The organism is Granulicella sp. WH15, assembly GCF_009914315.1.
Classification (GTDB): domain Bacteria; phylum Acidobacteriota; class Terriglobia; order Terriglobales; family Acidobacteriaceae; genus Edaphobacter.
Map to the genome: position 1 here is coordinate 3802904 of NZ_CP042596.1, position 19049 is coordinate 3821952.

Annotated in this window: 18 protein-coding genes; 6 read left to right on the forward strand and 12 right to left on the reverse strand. The window is 63.0% G+C overall.

Going from position 1 to position 19049, the window contains the following annotated elements:
• Positions 1–50: 50 nt before the first annotated feature.
• The gene (locus FTO74_RS15735) at positions 51–959 is read left to right on the forward strand and encodes a LysR substrate-binding domain-containing protein (protein WP_162538997.1); all 909 of its coding nucleotides are present in this window, start codon (positions 51–53) and stop codon (positions 957–959) included.
• A gap of 8 nt (positions 960–967) precedes the next feature.
• Here FTO74_RS15735 and FTO74_RS15740 read toward each other — a convergent pair whose 3' ends face one another.
• The 3 genes from FTO74_RS15740 to FTO74_RS15750 form a co-directional block, all read right to left on the reverse strand.
• Positions 968–1906, reverse strand: a complete 939-nt coding sequence (locus FTO74_RS15740; RefSeq protein WP_162538998.1) for a PDZ domain-containing protein — start codon at positions 1904–1906, stop codon at positions 968–970.
• A 129-nt stretch (positions 1907–2035) separates the two neighbouring features.
• The gene (locus FTO74_RS15745) at positions 2036–3007 is read right to left on the reverse strand and encodes a HEAT repeat domain-containing protein (protein WP_162538999.1); all 972 of its coding nucleotides are present in this window, start codon (positions 3005–3007) and stop codon (positions 2036–2038) included.
• Between the two features lie 104 nt (positions 3008–3111).
• Positions 3112–3897, reverse strand: coding sequence for an RNA polymerase sigma factor (locus FTO74_RS15750; RefSeq protein ID WP_162539000.1), 786 nt, complete (start codon positions 3895–3897; stop codon positions 3112–3114).
• A 97-nt stretch (positions 3898–3994) separates the two neighbouring features.
• Here FTO74_RS15750 and FTO74_RS15755 point away from each other — a divergent pair, with 97 nt between their 5' ends.
• Positions 3995–4654, forward strand: coding sequence for a ribonuclease HI family protein (locus tag FTO74_RS15755; RefSeq protein WP_162539001.1), 660 nt, complete (start codon positions 3995–3997; stop codon positions 4652–4654).
• Between the two features lie 152 nt (positions 4655–4806).
• Here the strand turns inward: FTO74_RS15755 and FTO74_RS15760 are convergent, their stop codons facing one another.
• Together FTO74_RS15760 and serA are read right to left on the reverse strand one after the other, a co-directional pair.
• On the reverse strand, positions 4807–6156 hold the full coding sequence (locus FTO74_RS15760) for a S41 family peptidase (RefSeq protein WP_162539002.1): 1350 nt from the start codon (positions 6154–6156) through the stop codon (positions 4807–4809).
• 86 nt (positions 6157–6242) lie between these two features.
• On the reverse strand, positions 6243–7850 hold the full coding sequence (serA, locus tag FTO74_RS15765; protein WP_162539003.1) for a phosphoglycerate dehydrogenase: 1608 nt from the start codon (positions 7848–7850) through the stop codon (positions 6243–6245).
• Between the two features lie 201 nt (positions 7851–8051).
• Between serA and FTO74_RS15770 the strand changes: the two genes are divergently transcribed.
• Positions 8052–8435 (forward strand): RNA-binding S4 domain-containing protein, encoded by a 384-nt coding sequence (locus tag FTO74_RS15770; protein WP_162539004.1) that lies wholly within the window; start codon positions 8052–8054, stop codon positions 8433–8435.
• Positions 8436–8449: 14 nt separating this feature from the next.
• On the opposite strand, the gene FTO74_RS15775 is transcribed toward FTO74_RS15770, so the two are convergent.
• Together FTO74_RS15775 and FTO74_RS15780 are read right to left on the reverse strand one after the other, a co-directional pair.
• Positions 8450–9094, reverse strand: coding sequence for a hypothetical protein (locus tag FTO74_RS15775; protein ID WP_162539005.1), 645 nt, complete (start codon positions 9092–9094; stop codon positions 8450–8452).
• A 33-nt stretch (positions 9095–9127) separates the two neighbouring features.
• Positions 9128–10315, reverse strand: coding sequence for a glutathionylspermidine synthase family protein (locus FTO74_RS15780; RefSeq protein WP_162539006.1), 1188 nt, complete (start codon positions 10313–10315; stop codon positions 9128–9130).
• A 244-nt stretch (positions 10316–10559) separates the two neighbouring features.
• On the opposite strand from FTO74_RS15780, the gene FTO74_RS15785 reads away from it, so the two are divergent.
• Both FTO74_RS15785 and FTO74_RS15790 read left to right on the forward strand, forming a co-directional pair.
• Positions 10560–11063 (forward strand): GatB/YqeY domain-containing protein, encoded by a 504-nt coding sequence (locus FTO74_RS15785; protein ID WP_162539007.1) that lies wholly within the window; start codon positions 10560–10562, stop codon positions 11061–11063.
• A 33-nt stretch (positions 11064–11096) separates the two neighbouring features.
• Positions 11097–11390 carry a zinc ribbon domain-containing protein gene (locus tag FTO74_RS15790; protein ID WP_162539008.1) on the forward strand — a complete coding sequence of 98 codons (294 nt, stop codon included), beginning with the start codon at positions 11097–11099 and terminating at the stop codon, positions 11388–11390.
• A 110-nt stretch (positions 11391–11500) separates the two neighbouring features.
• On the opposite strand, the gene FTO74_RS15795 is transcribed toward FTO74_RS15790, so the two are convergent.
• Positions 11501–11713 carry a DUF6496 domain-containing protein gene (locus FTO74_RS15795; RefSeq protein WP_162539009.1) on the reverse strand — a complete coding sequence of 71 codons (213 nt, stop codon included), beginning with the start codon at positions 11711–11713 and terminating at the stop codon, positions 11501–11503.
• 61 nt (positions 11714–11774) lie between these two features.
• Positions 11775–13286 (reverse strand): hypothetical protein, encoded by a 1512-nt coding sequence (locus tag FTO74_RS15800; RefSeq protein WP_162539010.1) that lies wholly within the window; start codon positions 13284–13286, stop codon positions 11775–11777.
• 179 nt (positions 13287–13465) lie between these two features.
• On the opposite strand from FTO74_RS15800, the gene FTO74_RS15805 reads away from it, so the two are divergent.
• Positions 13466–14854, forward strand: a complete 1389-nt coding sequence (locus FTO74_RS15805; protein ID WP_162539011.1) for an APC family permease — start codon at positions 13466–13468, stop codon at positions 14852–14854.
• Here FTO74_RS15805 and FTO74_RS15810 read toward each other — a convergent pair.
• From FTO74_RS15810 to ligA, 3 genes are all read right to left on the reverse strand, one after another.
• Positions 14808–15263 carry a nucleoside deaminase gene (locus FTO74_RS15810; RefSeq protein WP_162539012.1) on the reverse strand — a complete coding sequence of 152 codons (456 nt, stop codon included), beginning with the start codon at positions 15261–15263 and terminating at the stop codon, positions 14808–14810. The genes FTO74_RS15805 and FTO74_RS15810 overlap by 47 nt on opposite strands.
• A gap of 67 nt (positions 15264–15330) precedes the next feature.
• Positions 15331–16812, reverse strand: coding sequence for an Asp-tRNA(Asn)/Glu-tRNA(Gln) amidotransferase subunit GatB (gatB, locus tag FTO74_RS15815; protein WP_162539013.1), 1482 nt, complete (start codon positions 16810–16812; stop codon positions 15331–15333).
• A 129-nt stretch (positions 16813–16941) separates the two neighbouring features.
• A complete protein-coding gene (ligA, locus tag FTO74_RS15820; protein ID WP_162539014.1) occupies positions 16942–19047 on the reverse strand; it encodes an NAD-dependent DNA ligase LigA in 2106 nt (701 codons plus the stop codon).
• Between the last annotated feature and the right edge of the window lie 2 nt (positions 19048–19049).

Here is a 19049-nt window from a genome sequence, read left to right on the forward strand (position 1 = left end):
ACGCTTATTTCCGCTCTCGAACATCGGAAAAACCGATATCATCACCTGATATGGAGCTTCGTCACCTGCGATACTTCTGCGCCGTCGCAGAACATGGGACCTTCAGCGCCGCCAGTCGCCACCTTCACGTCGCGCAGTCGTCCATCTCCGAACAGATACAGGACCTCGAAGACGAGATCGGCGTTACCCTGATCAAACGCGGGCAGCGGGCCACCCAGCTCACTCGTGAGGGCCTGATCTTCCTCGACGAGGCGCACAAGACTCTCGCCGCCGCCGAGCGCGCCGTCGACACCACGCGCCATGCCATGCAGGGCCTCGAAGGCGCTCTGACCATCGGCTTCTTCCTCTGGGGCGCCGGAGGTTTCTTCCCCCGGCTCATCCGCGAGTACCGCAAGCTCCACCCCAATATCCGGCTCACCCTGGTCGAGATGCTCGCCGCCCAGCAGCTCGAGGCACTCACCACAGGCACCATCGACATCGGCTTCACCCGCCCGCTCGAGCCGCCCTTTAACCGCACCCTCAAAGACGAGCTTCTCTTCGAGGACCCCATCGTGGCGGTGCTGCCCGTCGACCACCCCCTCGCCGGAGCCCAGATCGAGTTTGCCCGCCTCGCCGAGGAGCGATTCGTCATGATCGGACGACGCTCGGCCCAGACCTACCATGACGGCATCATCTCGCTCTGCTCGAACGCCGGGTTCTCCCCGCACATCGTCAACAGCTCGGCTTCCTGGTCCGGCATCCTCACCCTGGTCGAGTCCGGCGAAGGCGTCGCGCTCGTTCCCGCCGGAGTCCGCCGCCTGCGCAGCGCCGGGCTCGTCTTCGCCGACCTGCTCCCCGAGACCGCGCACGTCGGCCTCTCGGTAGCCTGGAACCCGGAAAAAGAGAACCCCGTGCAGCGCGACTTCCTGCAACTCGTCCGCAAGAACAAGGAAAAAATCCGGCGCAGCCGGGGAGCGTAGAGACTACTTTACAGCTCTGTCAAAAACGCCCACTGGGCCACGATCTTCTGCCGCTCCAGCGACGACCGCTTCTTCCCATCCGGCGTCAGCGTCAGCGTTACTTCCTTCTTATCGCGCAGCACCACCACCGTCACCGGCCGCCCCTTGCTCTCGCGGATCGTCTTCGACCACTCCCCCATCGTCGTCAGCCGCTGCGCATTGGCACGGATCGCCACATCGCCCGCGTGCATCCCCGCCAGCGCCGCCGGGCTGTTCGTCGCGACGCTCCGCACCAGCAGTCCTACCCCGTCCGGCACCCCGAAGAACTCCGCCAACTGCGGCCCCAGCATCTCCAGCATCGCACCCGTGTACGAAGGGCTCATCAGCAGCATCGACCCCAGAAACCCACGGCTGCCGCGCACCGGCGCTCCCGTGCTGCCGACAAAGTTCTCGGCCGCGTCATCCGCCGGAGCCGAAGGCCCAGCCAGCCCCGGGTCGGGCACCGTGATGTGCTGCTCCCAGGCCTGCCGCTCAATCTGGTCGCGATCCGCCATCTGCGTATTCAGGCTTATCGTCTGGCCATCGCGGCTGATAATCAGCGTAATCGGCCGTCCGGGCGCGAGATCGCGCAGCATACGCCGGATCTGCTCCTCCCCTTCGATCGCCTGACCATTCAACACCAGCACGACATCGTGTTCACGCAGCCCGCACTTTCCGGCAGGACCGTCATGGTCCACGCGCACAATCTCCGCGCCGCGCGAGTCCTTCAGCTTCAGAACCGCAACCTGCCCATCGCCGATGTCGCGCACGTCGATCCCGAGATACCCGACCGCGCCATGATTCACGCTCGTTCCGGCCCAGCCCTTGCCAGTCCCGCCGCCCCAGCGAGCCCGCGCCCCCAGCGCCATGCGGCCGTCAGCCAGCACGAGCACAGCCGCCAGAACCCACCATCCGCATCTGGAAGCCATCGTCATCTTCTCGTGTCGCCTCTGAGGTCCTTTGCTCCAAATTACCGGCGCACCCACCTGCATCGTCAACCAAGGCCCCTTGGTCACACCATCAGATGTCCGGATGCTCCCGCGAATACCTTTAGCTTACTACTGGATATCCGCCGTGCCCTGCAGGGCCCGCGTGCTCACCGTACGAATATACGGGTTCTCGTCGGTCGTCGAGACAGTGCGGAAGACCTGACGCACGCTCGAGTCCGACTGCACCGGCTCCAGCATGGCAATCGCCTTGGTCCGCACGCTGGCGTTGGTGTCGTGCAGCAGCGCCTCGGCGATCCCGTCGCGCACCCGCTGGTCGGTGATGATGTACGGCTGCAGGCCTTCGAGCGCCTTCATCCGCACGCCGGGATTCTTGTCGTAGCGCAGGCTCACCAGCAGCGTCGCGCGCACGTCGTCGCCGCTGGAGCTGCCCTCTTCCATCCGGCACGCGTGGCCCGCGCGGCACTCATGCGCCAGCAGCGCAACCGAATCTCCCCGCACACCGTTATCGGTCGCGGCCTTGGTGCCCAGCATCAGCAACTGCCGAATCTGCGGGTCGTCAAGCGATCCCTCCACCGACTCCGGCACGATGCGGTTGTAACTTACCTGCACCACATCCGAGTTCGGCGTCTGCACGATGCCGCTGATGTTCGAGATGCCGCCGCCCGTGGTGTTCGTCAGGATGACCGGCGAAGGCAGCTTGGGCGCGTGCGCCACCTGGTAGCGATAGGTAAAGTTTCCGGCCAGAAACCCGACGCCGACCAGCAGCGTGGCCAGCGCGGGCGCGCTCTGCAAGTGGCCGATCCAGGCAAAAAAGTTCACCCGCAGGTTGGTCAGCAGGCCGTGCCGCGGCATGGCGTCGAGCGCCTCATCCAGCCGCACTCGGCTCTGCGCCAGCAGGTTCGGATGCGGCTCCGCAACCGGCGCGTACGCCAGCAGCTCGCTGATCTCCTCCATCGCCTTTACTTCTTCCAGGCACTCCGGACAGTGATACATATGCTGTTCCAGTCCAATCGCGTCCTCATCCGGCAGCTCGCCGTATGCCGCCAGGATCACACTGTTCCGTACCTTGTCGCAGTCCATTGCACTCGCCTCGATCCAGCCTCAAATTGTGTTGCGTCTTCCAGGTCTTTGCCCAGTAAGTCACTCAACCGCTACTACTCAAACCTGTAAATCAGACCCGCCAACTAACGAACGTTGGCCAGGCTCGCCCGCAGCTTGCGCGTGGCGCGGAACAACGTATTCTTCGCCGTCTCTTCCGTCGTGTTCAACATCTCGCCGATCGTTCTCAGCTTCAAACCCTGGTAGTGCTTCAGCTCAAACACCGTCCGCTCGCGCGGCGTCAGTCCGTCCAGCGCGCTGGCGATCCGCTCGCCCATCACCTTCCGGTCCAGCTCCCGGCCCGGATTCGCCATCGCCCGGTCGTCGGTCACGTTGGCCATCAGGTCCATCTCGTCGCCGCTCTGGTCCAGCACCGTCGCCGCGTCTTCCCGGCGCGACTTGCGCCGCCGCAACTGATCGAGACAGAGATTCGTCACGATCCGGTAGAGCCACGTATAAAACGAGCACTCGAAGCGGAAGTTCCCCAGATGCCGGTAGGCCTTGATGAAGGCCTCCTGGTAGACGTCCTGGGCGTCCTGCTCGTTGCCCAGCATGTGCAGCGCCAGCCGCAGCACGCTCTGGTCGTAACGCCGCACCAGCGAATCGAACGCAGCCCGCTCGCCCCGTTGCGCTTCGCGGATCAGCTCGTCGTCTTCGACACGCTGCTGCGCACGCGCCTCAATCTGCGCCGGCGTCAGCTTGCCGCCCCGTGCTCCGCGTTGAATCGCCGCCTTCGCCATCTCTGACGAAGATTCTACCGGGCTGCTGGAAAACACACCAACGCCATTTCCCGCATTACCCAGCCGCCGCAGAGCGGAAAGTACTGGGGACAGCCCGCCTTCGGCCTCAAGACCAACCGTATCAACACTCATTCGATCCGACTCCGGAGTCTAAGATCACCTGCACTCTAGTAGACCGAGGAAGTGGAAAAAGGTCATCACGGTCGGCAAACGGCTAAACTAGCCCCATATGTCGTCTCTATTTCCCAAGCAAACTTCCTCCGCGAGCGACTGGGTCCAAGCCCACTGCGACGGAGGCTCCCGCGGCAACCCCGGCCCCTCCGGCTTCGGCGCCGTCCTCGTTGACGCCAACGGCCGCACCCTCGCCGAGCTATCCGAGTTCCTCGGCATCCGCACCAACAACTTCGCCGAGTACTCCGGGCTGCTCGCCGTGCTCGATTACGCCCTGCAAAACCAGATTCCGCGCCTCAAGGTCGTCTCCGACTCTGAGCTGATGGTCAAGCAGATTCAGGGCAAATATAAGGTCAACTCGCCCGACCTGAAGCCGCTCTGGCAGGAGGCCCGCAACCGCATCGCCAAGCTGGATGGCTTCGAGATCAGCCACGCTCTCCGGCACAAAAATAAGGAAGCCGACGCGCTGGCCAACCAGGCGATGGACCGCGGCATGAAGCGCACCCCCAAAGACGCCGCCGACTCGCCAGTCCAGAGCCTGCCCCTCCGCGCCATCCCCCACCCGGCAAAGTCCGCCGCGCCCCCCGATCCCTACGCCGCCAACCGCGCTCCAGCCACCGCCGGAATGCTACGCGGATTCACCAAGGATGGCGTGGTCCACATCCTCGGCGGAGCCTCTCTGCCCGACGGCATCTTCGTGAAGATCATCCGCGAATAAAACAAGCCGCTGCACCGAATCAAAGCGTGCAGCGGCATTATTTTTTCCGCAACCATCAGATGCTCTTGACGATTCTTATTGGGCCTCATCGCAACTACTTCTAGCCCAGCGGAGCGACTTCCGACAAGCCGATATCCCGATACTTGGCTTTGTCATTGCAGCGGCTGCAGTTTGCCCAGGCTGCTCTTCGGCCAAAGCGTATGCTTTTTCAACTCGGCGATTCCTCGCGTGAGGATTACATCACCAGCTTGATCTTCGAGAGGCTCCTCCATGAGAACGGGTGGAAGCCACTTCTGTCGAGGCACGCCATCGACGTGGTAGATCTGCTCCGTTGCGTAAGCCACATCTACCCCTGTCTTTGGGAGCTTGTCATCTGAGACCGCTCCCGCCAGATGGGCCATGGGCATCCCCACGACCACGGCTCGCCGCATTGCATCGAAGCCCACGGCGATGCCTTCCCCCATACTGCCTGTCCAATGGTTGACCAGCACCACAACCGGCGCGGTGTAGGTGAACGGGCCTCTTGGCTCGACAAACTCGACCCAGTTCCGCTCCACATCGGACTGCCCGTAGTTAGGAATGCGATGCCGTTGGTAAGGTCGAATCTCTGACACGAAACGCCCCATGATGCCGAGCGCAACCGAGCTGTCACCTCCACTCGGTACATCCCGAAGGTCAAGGATGAGACCCTTTGTGTCTCTCGCTTCGAGAAGTGCCTTATCAAAAGCAGCGACGGTTTTCTGCTCACCCAGCGAGTTGTTGAATCGGATGAGCGCGATGTTGCCGGGAAGGCGTTTTAGTGAGAGTTCTCCCGGAGCCTGGTCGAAGTGGCGTTCCACGGGTAAGGTCACGGTATACGAATGCCCCGCAGGTGTCACCAGGCTCAGCACTCTTGGCTCATCCGATTTGCCGGTAAGAACAGAGAGCAAGGCCCACTCTCGTGCCTGCGGACTTGTCTGCGAAACAGCTGGCGTGAGCCGGGTTGCAATGGCTTGTTCCAGCGGAACAGAACCTACGCTCGTGATACGGTCCCCTGCGTGAATACCCGCATATTCAGCATCGCTTCCTCTCCGAACAGCGGTGACTATGGCCCCGGACGGCTGAAACTCGGCCCAGATATCTGCAAAGGTAGGAACGGGCAACCAGCGATTTACCAGACGGGATCGGACCTCAGCATGGAAGTCGTGCAATTCGCTGAGAGCGGACGCCAGCACTGCGTCAAACGCTTCTTTGGAGTCGGCTTGCTGCACAGCCCCGGCGTACCTGACTTCCCAGGTCAGCCAGGGCTTTTCAGCGTGGTCCAAATACGCGTAGTTGCTCTCGAAATCCTGCACGAAGGTCTTGAAGTCCGCTTGTCTTGCAGGCAAGGAGAAATCCTGCGCAGAGGCAGCCCCCCAAGGCAATAGGAAGCTCAACCAGGATTGAGCGGCAACGATCAGTACGAATCCTGTTCTCTTCAATATCACTGCTTTCACAAAGGAATGAAATTCAGGATAGAGCATTTATGGCCTCGACTCGGAATTGGTCCTGAGAGACGCGCTTCTCGGCAGTTAGCAGCTACCTGCCGGAGCAGGCTGATGGAACTGGGCTAACCCAGTTCCACCAGCCGCACCCCGGCGATAGCCTCCACCTGCTTCAGTGCCGCAACGGCCGTCGAGGCCGCACTTGCCTCTGCCACCTCAATCTGCACCACCGCCAGCGCCTGCCCCCGCGGCACACGCCGAGGCCGAGCATCCACCCCGCGCCCCAGCGCAAAGTTGGCGATATTCACCTCGTGCTCGCCTAGAATCGTTCCGATCCGCCCCACCACACCGGGCACATCGTGGTTCCGAATCGCCACCAGCGTCCCCTGCAGCGGAGCCTCGATATCAATGCCGTCATACGTCAGCAGCCGCGGCGAGTTGCCATGCAGCACCGTCGCCGACGCGCTCGCATCCCCCTCCGACGAGAGCAGCACCAGCTTCAGCACGCTGCCCGCGCCGCCCGGCGTGAACTCCTTCTTATCCTCCTGCACCCGCACGCCGCGCTCAGCCGCAATCGCCGCCGCGTTGATGCGGTTCACGCTCTCGCTCTGGCCGAAGATACCCGCGATCGCCGCGTTCCGGATCAGGTCGGTCTTCTGCGTCGCCAGCCGCCCGCTGTAGCTCAGTTGAATGCTCTCGAGATTGCCCGGCACCGCGTGCGACAGGAACTTACCCAGCCGCTCGGCCATCTCGATGTACGGCGCGACCTCGATATACTCCTCGTGAGAGAGCGAGGGCAGGTTGACCGCGTTCTGCACCACGCCCAGCTTCAGGTAGTCCCGCACCTGCATGGCGAGCTGGATGCCGATGGCCTCCTGCGCCTCGTCGGTCGAGCCAGCAATATGCGGCGAGAGCAGCACGTTGTCCAGGCCAAAGTACGGCGACTCCTTCAGCGGCTCCTGCCGGAAGACGTCCAGCGCCGCGCCGCCGACCTTGCCCGACTTCAGCCCTTCGACCAGCGCCTCGTCCACGATCAGCTCGCCGCGAGCGCAGTTCACGATGCGGATGCCCGGCTTCATAATCGCAATGGACTGCGCGTTGATGAGGCCCTCGGTCTGCGGCGTCAGCCCCACGTGCAGCGTCAGGTAGTCCGACTCGTTGAAGATCGTGTCGATGCTCACCAGCGTCACGTCGTTCTCGCGCGCGATCACCGGCGCGATGAACGGGTCGTAGCCGATCAGTTCCATGCCAAACGCCTTGGCCCGCCGCGCAACTTCAAGCCCAATGCGTCCCAGCCCGACGATGCCCAGCGTCTTGCCCCGCAGCTCGCTTCCCTGCAACGACTTCTTATCCCACTTGCCCGCGTGCGTGGTGCTGTTCGCGCGAGGGATAGACCGGCCCATCGAGATCATCAGCCCCAGCGTCAGCTCGGCGACCGCGACAGCATTGGCTCCGGGCGTGTTCATCACCACGATGCCGCTGTGCGTGGCCGCGGCGGTGTCGATGTTATCCACGCCCACCCCGGCGCGTCCGATCACCCGCAGCTTCGGCGCGGACTCGAGCAGCTTGGCATCCACCTGCACCGCCGAACGAACGATCAGCGCGTCCGCATCGGCCAGCTCGGCGGGCAGTCCATTGGCAATCTTATCGGCGGTAACGACGTTCCAGCCCGCTTCTTTCTGGAATATGGCAAGCGTAGCAGGGGAGACTTTCTCAGCAATTACGATCTTCAAGGAGGACCTCGGTGGTGGGTTCACCCCACCTGGCATCAATCGTGTAATGTCTTCGAACGATTCGGTTTACGGTTGGACTTCCGGAACAGCTTCGCGGGGAGAGAGACCAGCACCCCTTACCCTCCATTGTAGTGAACTGCGCCCGGGAGAGCTGCACGGCCTGATGAAGTTTCCCGAGCAATCTTGTATGAAAATGGAAGAATGACCGGTACTCGCATCGACAAGTGGCTCTGGGCCGCACGTTTTTTCAAGACCCGCGAACAGTCCTCGAAGGCCTGTGACCTGGGCCGCATCAACAGCAACGGGCAACGCTCGAAGCCAGCGCGAGAGGTCCGTGTGGGCGATATCTTGCAGATCAAAAATGATGCAGGCGAGTTCGAGATTGAGGTGCTGGCCCTGAGCGAGCAGCGCGGTGCCGCCGCAATTGCCCAGACTCTCTACCGCGAGACCGAGGCCGGCATAGAAGCCCGCAAAAAAGCGGCTGAAGAGCGCAAGCTGCTGGGGCCAATGGCCGATAGCTACACCGCTGGACGGCCAACCAAGCGGGATAGACGCCTGATCCACCAGTTCAACGGCCGCGGCTAGCCCAGTCGATATAGCTAGGCTGCTTGCTTCTGGAGCAGCTCCGCATACGACTTCTCCAACTGCATCACCAGTTGCTTCAGCGTGCTCAACCGGATCGTCGTGATGGCAGCCCCTTTGAGAAGCTCGTGAACATCTTCAGGATTCAGCGCGGCAGGGTCTTTTTCTACCATCAGCGGAGCCGCCAGTTCGGTCTCGTAGACCAGCGTAGTGACTTCCTGATGGAGGGCGAGTTCCTGTAACCCATAGCTCTCGGCGTACCGCGTTACCTCCTCGGTTGGCATCAACGCCAGCGCCCCGGTGTCGCGCGCGGAACGCCACGCCGAATCGCTCAAATCCGACCACCGAAAGCGAAAGAGCAGCTCACTGTTGTTCAATGCGTTTTTGTCTGTCCGCAACGAGCGTATCTTCACAACGTTCGCGTCCACGTTGTCGATATTCTCCTGCAGATAGCCGAGATTCTCCTTCGCCGCCTTGTCGTTCTGCTCAATCTCCCGGCGGATATTCTCGCGCGCCTCATGGACGATATGCCGGTGATGCAGCCACTCGACCGTACCCTCGAGCGACAGCGCGATCAGCAGACCGATGGTGATCGTGACAATGTGGATGAAAAAATCGCGCCAACTGTGCGTGGCTCCATGAGGCGGATGAACATCCAGCATGAACAGCTCCCGGTCGAGTATCTGGTCGAATCTCTATTCAAAATAGTGCGGCACGAACGAGCTTAGCTTATCTGTAATCAACCCTGCCGACTCACGAATTCCCATCCCACAGCACTCTTCGCCAATCATCCACAGCCCCAGCACCGGATGCCGCTCCGCAAACACCACCTCCGGAGCCAGCGACTGGCAGATAAATCGTCCATCCCCATACGGCCCCGGCATCTCGATCGCCCGCATATTCGGCCGGATGATGCTGACGTTCGCCCCGTCCCGCGAGTAGATCGGCTTGCGCACATAACTGCCCATCCGGCGCGGCTCGTCGAAGTAAGCCTCCAGCAGCAGCGGATGCCCCGGATACAGCTCCCACAGGATCGGCAGCAGCCCCTTGTTCGAGAGCAGCAGCTTCCATATCGGCTCGATCCAGCGCACGTCGGCGTAGGTATCGAGCGCCTGCGGCCCGAAGTCCTCGCCCAGCATCGACTCCCACGGATACTGCTTGAAGATCGAAAAAATCTGGTTCTCCTCGAGATCGACAAAGCACTCGCGATCCGGATTCCAGCCGATATCCTGCAGGCTGATCGCCTCGGTGTGCAGCCCGGCCTGGTCCGCCGTGTCTCGCAGATACGTCGTGGTCGCCAGATCCTCAGGCTCATCCGGGTCATCGAGCGCGGCAAAGTAAACCGGCGGAATCAGCGCGTCCACCACGCTCTGCCACCGCTCGATGAGCCGCTCGTGGATCGTGTTGAACTGGTCCGGGTTGGCGCTGAGCGACCGCCCGACCTCGTCGAGCCAATCCCCCTGAACCACCGCTGCTTCGAGCAGAGAAGTCGGCGTATCGGCGTTGTATTCGAGCAGCTTAGGCGCAGTCGCACCCCACTTCGAACCCGCACTAGCCCCCGCCCACAAAATATCAAAACGCCCGTAGATCGACGGCGGATCCTGGTTCCACGCCCACTCGATCACCGGCGCGGCATTGGCCGGAATCCCCAGTTCGGCGTACCGCTGCTTGTCGATCACATGCTGCGCGGCCGCCAGGCACATGCCCTGCAGCTCGCTGCCCACGGCCTCGAGCGTGTCGATCTCCGCGGCTGAAAACTTGTAGCAGGCCGACTCATCCCAGTAGGGCTGCGGAGCCATCGCCGCGGGCGAGTGGAAGGTAAGCCCCTGCGCCTCGACCTTCTTCTGCCAGTCCGGTCTTGCTGCAATCGAAACTCTCTGCATCCCCTCATCCTCTCCGCCGCTACGCACCTACCCGCGTAAACAGGCGCGTTTTACGGATCATGCCTCCATTGTAGCCGCCGGGGATGCCTCGACCTCCTTCATCGCCAGCCATTTCGCCGGTCCTGCCCGGAGCAATGTTCCTATAATGAAAACAGCAGACTTGCATGAACCGGGAAACGCCGATCCCACAGGATCGAGATATCTCCCGAAGCAGTCTTGAAACAGTCTGCGGAAGAGGAATCGCATGAGCGACACCAACAGCAGCACCGCCGAGACCAGCATCTCCAGCCGTATCGGCAAGGACATCATCGCCGCCATGAAGGCCCGCGACGAGCACCGTCTCACCACGCTCCGCATGGTCAAGTCCGCCCTGAAGAGCAAGGAGATCGACAAGCGCCAGCCGCTCGACGACGCCGAAGAATCGCAGATCCTGACCACGCTCATCAAGCAGCGCCGCGAGTCGATCGAATCCTTCACCAAGGGCGACCGCCCCGAGCTGGCCGAAAAAGAGCGCGTCGAACTGGCCATGATCGAGAGCTACCTGCCCCAGGCCGCGACCGAAGAGGAGATTCGCGCCATCGTTCAGGGTGCCCTCGCCTACCTGGCTGAGGCCCCCGGCGGCTCCAAGCTTGGCCCCAAGGACATGGGACCGGCCATGCGCGTTATCAAGCAGCGCCTTCTGGCCGACGGCATCCGCGCCGATGGCCAGCTCGTCAGCAACCTCGTCAAGGAAGAATTAGCCAAATAGCTTTTAGCAATATCTTGGAAACAAAGGATCGCCATGCCGCTCTACGAGTACGAATGCACTGCCTGCCATCGCCACACTGAAAAGATCCAGAAGTTCTCCGATCCCGAGATCACGGTCTGCCCCTTCTGCGGCGGCGCGCTACAGCGCGTCATCTCCGCGCCCGCGTTCGCGCTCAAGGGCGGCGGCTGGTACAAGGACGGCTATGCTTCGGCTAAGTCCACCAGTGGCGACTCTACCCCCTCCTCCAGCACCCCGGCGGCGGCCCCTGCGGCTGCTGCTCCGGCAGCTCCCGCCGCCGCGCCGGCCGCCAGCTCGGATAAAAAGTAACAACAAAAGATCCTCACGGATCAACACAGCAAAGGCACGGATAGAGACGGAGCCAATGGCTCGAATTCCGCTCTTATCCGTGCCTTTTCTGTTTTATCCGTGCAAGGCTTTTACGACTTCGGAGCCGCAGGAACCTTGGCCCCCTCCTTGCGCGCCTCAGACAGGCCAATCGCAATCGCCTGCTTCGGATTCGTCACCTTCTTGCCGCTCCTGCCGCTCGTCAGCTTTCCCTGCTTCATCGCCTTCATCTCGCGCTCGACGCTCTTGCCCGCAGCCGCACCGTACTTCGTCCCCTTCTTCGTAGCAGCTTTCTTCGTGGCCATAAAAAACCTCCAGACAGCTGACAACTAGGACATGCGGCAGCGTCCGCGCGTTGTACGCGGTTCAATCCCGCCGCGAACGCCGCCGCCACAACTCCCCGGCGACACCCAGCGCCAGCAGGAAGCCGCCGCCCACCAGCGTCCGATTCAACCAGACGCGCCACCTCGGCTGTATCCGCTCGAGCGTGCCGTCCTGCCACGCCGCGCGCACCGCGATCAGGTCCGCGGCCAGCCCCGGAATCGTGATGCTCGCAAGCTCGTCCTCGGCGACCGGCAGCGAGCCGAAGATCCTCTCCACATCGGGCGGCTCACCCGCCCTGTCCTTGGGGATGCGCCGTATGAGCGCGTTGATCTCCGCATCGCGCGGATCGCTGAAGAGTGCGCCATCCGCGGTGTTTGGAAAGAGCGTCGATCGCCCGGTCAGCTTCAACTCAATCGCTGCCACCACGTCCTGACAGACGCCCAGCGCGTAGTAGCCGCCGAACGGCAGATCCGGCCGCACCATGTGTTGGTGCAGGTAGGTCCGTACCATCAATCCCGCGAGCCGTGTCACCTCGACTGCATCCGCCCCGCGATACTCATGCGCGTGCCGGTTCTTCACCCACGCCTGATCGAGCTGATCCATCGTCCGCCACTCCGCCTTGCCATCGATTCCGAAGTAGAAGCTAACCTCCGCGTTGATCTTCGGCCCACGCACGAACCACTCGTACTCCGCGTGCGAGACCGGCACCAACAGCGGCCGATCCGTCCCCGGCACCAGCACCAGCGAGTTCACGAAGAAGGGCATCATCACATCCTGATACGCAGCCGCCCCCGGCCCCTTGTAGTGCAGGTGACCGAAGTTGGCGAAGTAGCGCGAGTCCGCCACCATCACCTCATGGCCGGTCGCAGTCAGCGCGGCGATCAGCTCCTGCGGCGAGTGAGTGGCCCTGCCGCCAATCACAGCCTGCATCGGCGCGGAGCCATCAAACTCATTCAGGCTCAGCCGATTCAGCACCTCGGCCAGCCGCTCACTCTCGGAGTGCATCGGCGCGACCGCCGGATTCGCGCCATCGCCCCGCACCACGCCATCACCAAGCGAACTGACCAGATCCTGCTCGCTGAATCCCGGTCGCGTCGATGGCTTATCCAAATCCTCGGTCGCGGCAACACCAAGCGCATACGGCCCCAGATCCACAAACGCCGCAACCTTCCCGCTCTGCTCTCCCTTGCTGGGAGCGCCACCGGCGGTCGCCAACGCGGTCACTCCCTCATCCTTGGCCGCCACCCGCCCAACGACACGCACAGTCGGGTTAATCTCGCGCATCGTCCAACCGGGAAATCGATCAAGCCCCTGCCAGTCCTTACCCAGAATCATCTGCCGCATCCGATCAACCAGCTTCGGAGTAAGCAGCGCTCCAGCCTTCGAGCTGTTCTGTATCTGCGCCAGCAGCGCATCCGTAAACCCCGGCTGGGCCGAAAGCTCACGCATCATCGCCGAGAGCGGAACCGTATTGGCTGGCATCGCGTCCTCCCGCACCGCCCCCATAGCCAACAGGGCCAAACCCACGCAACCGAAGAGAGGGAGACGACGCATTCCGGTATTAGAGCACTTCGTGCCGTCCTCGGGACGGTATAGGCAGGATCAATGACATAAGACCACCCTTAGCCGGAGACAAAAAATGCTTGCTGCCGACCAGCGGAAGGCCCCATGCTGATAACTCACCCATACCGCCCCCAAGACCGTACGAAGTACCGGAGTACCGGAGACTCGCGTTGGACACAGCCACAGCCCCGCTCACACCCCGCCTCCGCCCCGACTGCCTCTCGCCCTTCGAGACCCTGGCCCAGTCGCTCTCCACCGTCGCCCCCACCACCACCCCGACCATGACGATCCCGCTCGTCTTCGCGCTCGCGGGCAACGGGACCTGGCTGGCCTACCTCTGCGCGGGCGCGGCCATCCTGCTCATGTCGCTCATCATCGGCCACTTCGCCCGCTACTCGGCCGGATCAGGCTCGCTCTACACCTTCGCCACGCACTCGCTGCCGCCCTGGGCTGGCCGCATCGCGGGACTCGCTCTTCTGCTCGCCTACGTCGCCACCGGCTCCTCGGTCACCGGAGGCTTCGTCAACTACGCCAGCCTCTTCCTCCATACCAGCACAGTCAATCCCCGCATCCTCGCCACCCTTCTGGTCCTGCTCTGCACCGGAGCCGCCACCGTCATCGCCTACTGCGACGTGCAGGTCTCGGCCCGCCTGATGCTCTGGATCGAGGCGACCTCCGTTCTCCTCATAGCCATCGTGCTGGCGCTGCTGCTCTGGCACAACGGCTTGAAGCTCGACCTCGCGCAGTTGCATCTGAAGAGCGTCCACACCTCCGGCGTGCGCCTCGGCATGGTGCTCGCGCTCTTCAGCTTCGTCGGCTTCGAGAGCGCCACCACCCTCGGCGCGGAGGCCGTAGACCCGCTCCGCACCATCCCCCGCGCGGTCATCCAGTCAGCCGTCTTCTGCGCGGTCCTCTTCTGCGTCTGCGCATATCTCGAAACCCTCGGAATGCGCGCCGCCGGGCAGAACCTCGGCGAATCCAGCGCCCCCATGCGCGTGCTGGCCAACCTCGTCCACGTCCCCATCTTCGGCACGCTCATCGACATCGGCGCCCTCGTCAGCATGTTCGCCTGCACGCTGGCCTGCATCTCGGCGGCGGCCCGCGTGCTGCTCCAGATATCCAACGACGGCCTCATCCACAGCGTCTTCGGCACCGCCCACGCGGTCAATGCGACGCCCGCCGCGGCAGTCCTGCTCATCGGCGGCGTCACCATGCTGCCCGCGGCCATCCTCGCGGCTCGCGGAGCCTCCGGCATCGACATCTACGGCTGGCTGGGGTCGCTGGCAGTCTACGGCTTCATCACGGTCTACGCGCTCGTGGCAATCGCCCTACCCTTCTACCTGCGCCGCAACCACCACCTGAGCACCGGCACCATCGTCCTCTCCATCGTCGCCACCCTGGCGATGCTGCTGGCGCTGGCGGGCACTCTCTACCCCGTCCCACCCGCGCCCTACAACTGGCTACCCTTCGTCTACCTTGGCTACCTGATCGTCGGCACCGCTGGCTTCGCCGTCACTCGCCGATATCCTCGTTCCAAACCTCAGGCTTCTCCGCGATAAACCCTTCGAGCAACAAACGGCACTCGTCCGAATCCATATCGATCACCGTCACTCCCAACTCCCGCAGCGACTCGATGCCTCCCAAGAACGTCCGGCTCTCGCCCACGATCACCGTCCTGATGCCGAACTGCCGGATCAACCCGGTGCAGTACCAGCACGGAGCCAGCGTCGTCACCATCGTTACGTCGCGGTAGCTCTTCTGCCGACCGGCCCGGCGAAAGGCATCCGTCTCGCCATGAACCGAAGGATCGTCCTGCTGCACGCGCCGATTGCGGCCCGAGGCCAGCAGTTTGCCGCTACCGTCGAACATCGCCGCACCAATAGGAACGCCGCCCTCAGCGCGGCCCAGACGAGCCTCCGCCAAGGCTACTTCCAGCATCTCCGCGTGGCTCTTTGGTGTATTCGACATATGCAAAAGCGTCCTCACGCCGGACAGGCGGCACTTCGTGCGGTTCTCGACGCTTCGCGTGAAGGGCTTATTGCCCGTCCAGCTTCTTCGCCACCAACTGATTCAACAACGCCGGATTCGCCTGCCCCTTCGACAGCCGCATCACATTTCCCACAAAGAACGCCGCCACCGTCTTCTTGCCCGCCCGATACTGCTCCACCTGCTTCGGATTCGCAGCGATCACCTCATCGATCATCGCCTCAATCGCACCCGTATCGGAGATCTGTTGCGGCTTCTCCCGCTCGTAGACCACCGGAAAATCCTCGCCCGAAGCAAAGCAGCTATCCAGCAACTGCTTCAGCATCTTGCTCGAAAGCTCGCCGCTCTCCGCCAAATCCGCCGCCATCACCAGGCCGTCCATCGACACCGGCGACTGGTCCATCTCCAGTTCCGCCGCCCGCAGCCGCATCGTCAGCTCGCTGGTCAACAGCGACGCCACCCGCTTCGCACTCTTCGCCTTCGTCGCGGCAGCTTCAAACTTATCCGCAAACGCCTTGGTCGCGGTCAGCGTCATCGCGTCCTGTTCGGAGATGTCATACGCCGCGATCATCCGCGCCCGCCGCGCCTCCGGCAACTCCGGCAGCGCGGAGATAATCTCCTCCTGCCACTCCGCGCCCACCACCAGCGGCGGCAGATCCGGCTCCGGAAAATAGCGGTAGTCATGCGCCTGTTCCTTGCTGCGCATCGAGTAGGTCCGGCCCTCGCCCTGGTTCCACAGGCGGCTCTCCTGCACCACGCGCCCGCCCTCTTCGATCACGCCAATCTGCCGCTCGATCTCGTACTCCACCGCCGAGCGGATGTAGCGGAAGCTGTTGACGTTCTTGACCTCAGCCTTGGTCCCGTACTCCTTCGCGCCCTTCAGCATCACGCTCACATTGGCGTCGCAGCGTAGCGAACCCTCTTCCATGTTGCAGTCGCTCACGCCCGCGTAGAGCAGGATCTCCTTGAGCTTGGTCAGGTACTCGAAGACCTCATCGGCCGTGCGCAGGTCCGGCTCGGAGACGATCTCGACCAGCGGCGTGCCGCAGCGGTTCAGGTCCACATACGTCCTCGAGACCGAGTCCGCGAAGCCGTCGTGGACGCTCTTTCCGGCGTCCTCTTCCATGTGCAGCCGCGTGATGCCGATGGGCCTCGGCTGCCCGTCCGGCCCGGTCACGAAGAGCTTGCCGTGCTCGGCCAGCGGCTTGTCGAACTGCGAGATCTGGTAGCCCTTGGGCGAGTCCGGGTAGAAGTAGTTCTTGCGCGAGAAGATGCTGGTCTCGTTGATGGTGCAACCGATGGCCTTCGAGGCCAGCACGGCGAACTCGACGGCCTTGCGGTTGAGCACGGGCAGCGCACCGGGCAACCCCAGGCAGGTGGGGCAGGTGTGGGTGTTCGGCTCGCCGCCGTACTTGTTCACGCATCCGCAGAAGGCCTTGGTCTCGGTCAGGAGCTGTACGTGAACCTCCAGCCCGATCACGGGCTGGTACTTTGCAAGAACCTCGGGAGAAATGCCGGTCATAGTAGCCATCCCTTTGATTCTAACAACGCCTTTCCCACAAAAAAGAAAGTCTTATTCCCGACCAACGGGAGGGCCACGCGAAGCTTTAAAAAGGCGTGCAAACGCCCGCCCCGCGCGCAGCGGGCCCGTCCGGCAGGACTAGTCTTTTGCCTCTAGCAACTCCAGCAACCCCGCCTCATCCACCACCTTCACCCCCAGCTCATTCGCCTTCTCCAGCTTCGAGCCAGCCTCTTCGCCTGCCACCACGTAGCTGGTCTTCTTGCTCACCGAGCCGGAGACCCGCCCGCCCGCAGCCTCGATCTTCTCCTTCGCCGCCTCCCGCGTCAGCGTGGGCAGCGTCCCGGTCAGCACAAATGTCAGCCCCGCCAGCACGTCGGACGTCACCTTCTTCTCCGCAGGCATCGTCAACCCGGCCTCGCGCAACTTCTCCACCAGCGCGCGATTCCGAAGCTCAGCGAAAAACTCGACCACGCCCTCAGCGACCTTCGGCCCGACCTCGTTCACCTTGGTCAGCTCCTCCGCCGTCGCCTCCATCAGGGCATCCATCGACCCAAAGTGCGAGGCCAGCAACTCCGCAGTCCGCTCGCCGACAAAGCGAATCCCCAGCCCCAGCAGCACCTTGGCCAGAGGCCGCGTCTTCGACCGCTCAATCTCATCGAGCAGTGCCTGGGAGCTCTTATCGCCCACTCGCTCCAGCTCGAGCAACTGCTCCTTCTTCAGCCAGTAGATATCGGCCAGCGACCGCACCAGCGGCTCGCGCACCACCTCGGCAGCGTCCTCCAACTCGGAGTCCTCCGGCACAACCTCCGAGAGCTTCTGCCCCAGCAACTGGGCCACCATCACCTCGCCGAGACCCTCAATATTCATCACGCCGCGCGAGCCGAAGTGCAGCAACTCCTCACGCAGACGCGCCGGACAGCTCGCATTCACGCAGCGCCAATCAACCTCACCTTCGACCTTCACCAGCGCGGTGCCACACTCCGGACACGTCTCCGGAAACTCGATCACTCCCTCACCACGCGGCTTATCCAGCACGACGCCGGTGATCTTCGGGATCACATCGCCGCCGCGCTCCACCGATACATGGTCACCGATCCGCACGCCCAGCCGCTCGATCTCATCGGCGTTATGCAGAGTCGCACGCTTCACCACCGTGCCGCCGATCGAGACCGGCCTAAGGTTCGCCACAGGAGTTACCTTACCCGTGCGCCCCACTTGAAACGTGACATTCTCCAGCAACGTAACGGCAGCCCGCGCCGGAAACTTATAAGCAATCGCCCAGCGCGGAGCCTTGCCCGTAAAGCCCAGCCGCCGCTGCTGCGCGGTCGAATCCACCTTCACCACCACGCCGTCTATCTCGTACGGCAGCGAGTCGCGCAGCGCATCCGCACCGGCGATAAACTCGATCACCCCATCGATATCCGCAACCGTCCGCGCGTGCTTGTTCACGAGAAAGCCCAGAGCCCGCAGCGCCGACAGCGTCTCGGTCTGGGTCGGCATCAAGAACTCGCCATCCCGCAGCAGAAAGTATGCGTAAAAGTCCAACCGACGCTGCGCCACGATGTTCGGCTCAAGCGTCCGCACCGTGCCCGCCGCGGCGTTGCGCGGGTTCGCCGCCGGAGCCAGTCCCGCGGCCTCGCGCTCCTCGTTCAGCTTCTCGAAGGCCGCCTGCGACAGCAGCACCTCGCCCCGCACCTCGAAACCGCCGTCTACTCCTGCGCTCTTCATCCGCGCCGCCGAGATGCTCAGCGGAATCGAGCGCACCGTCCGAACATTTGTGGTTACATTTTCCCCAATCGTCCCGTCACCACGGGTGATTCCGCTCACCAGGTGCGCTGAGCCATTGGCCTCGCCGCTATATTGCAGCGCCAGCGAGAGCCCATCCAGCTTCAGCTCACAGACGTAGCCCACCGTCTCGGACGGCGGCAACCCACCTCGCACCCGCGCATCCCAAGCCCGCAGCTCGGCCTCATCAAAGGCGTTGTCCAGAGACAGCATCGGCCGCGAGTGCGGCGTCTTCACGAACCCGTCCTTAGGCTTGCCGCCCACGCGCTGCGTCGGCGAATCCGGCGTCACCAGCTCAGGATGCTCCTCCTCGAGCGCCTTCAGCCGCCGCATCAGCTCGTCGTACTGCGCGTCCGTCAGTACCGGCGCGTCCTCGACGTAGTACAGATGCTCGTGGTGACGCAGCTCTTCCCTCAGCTTCTCAATCTTCTGCTCGACCGTGTGGTGCCCATCCGCCATAG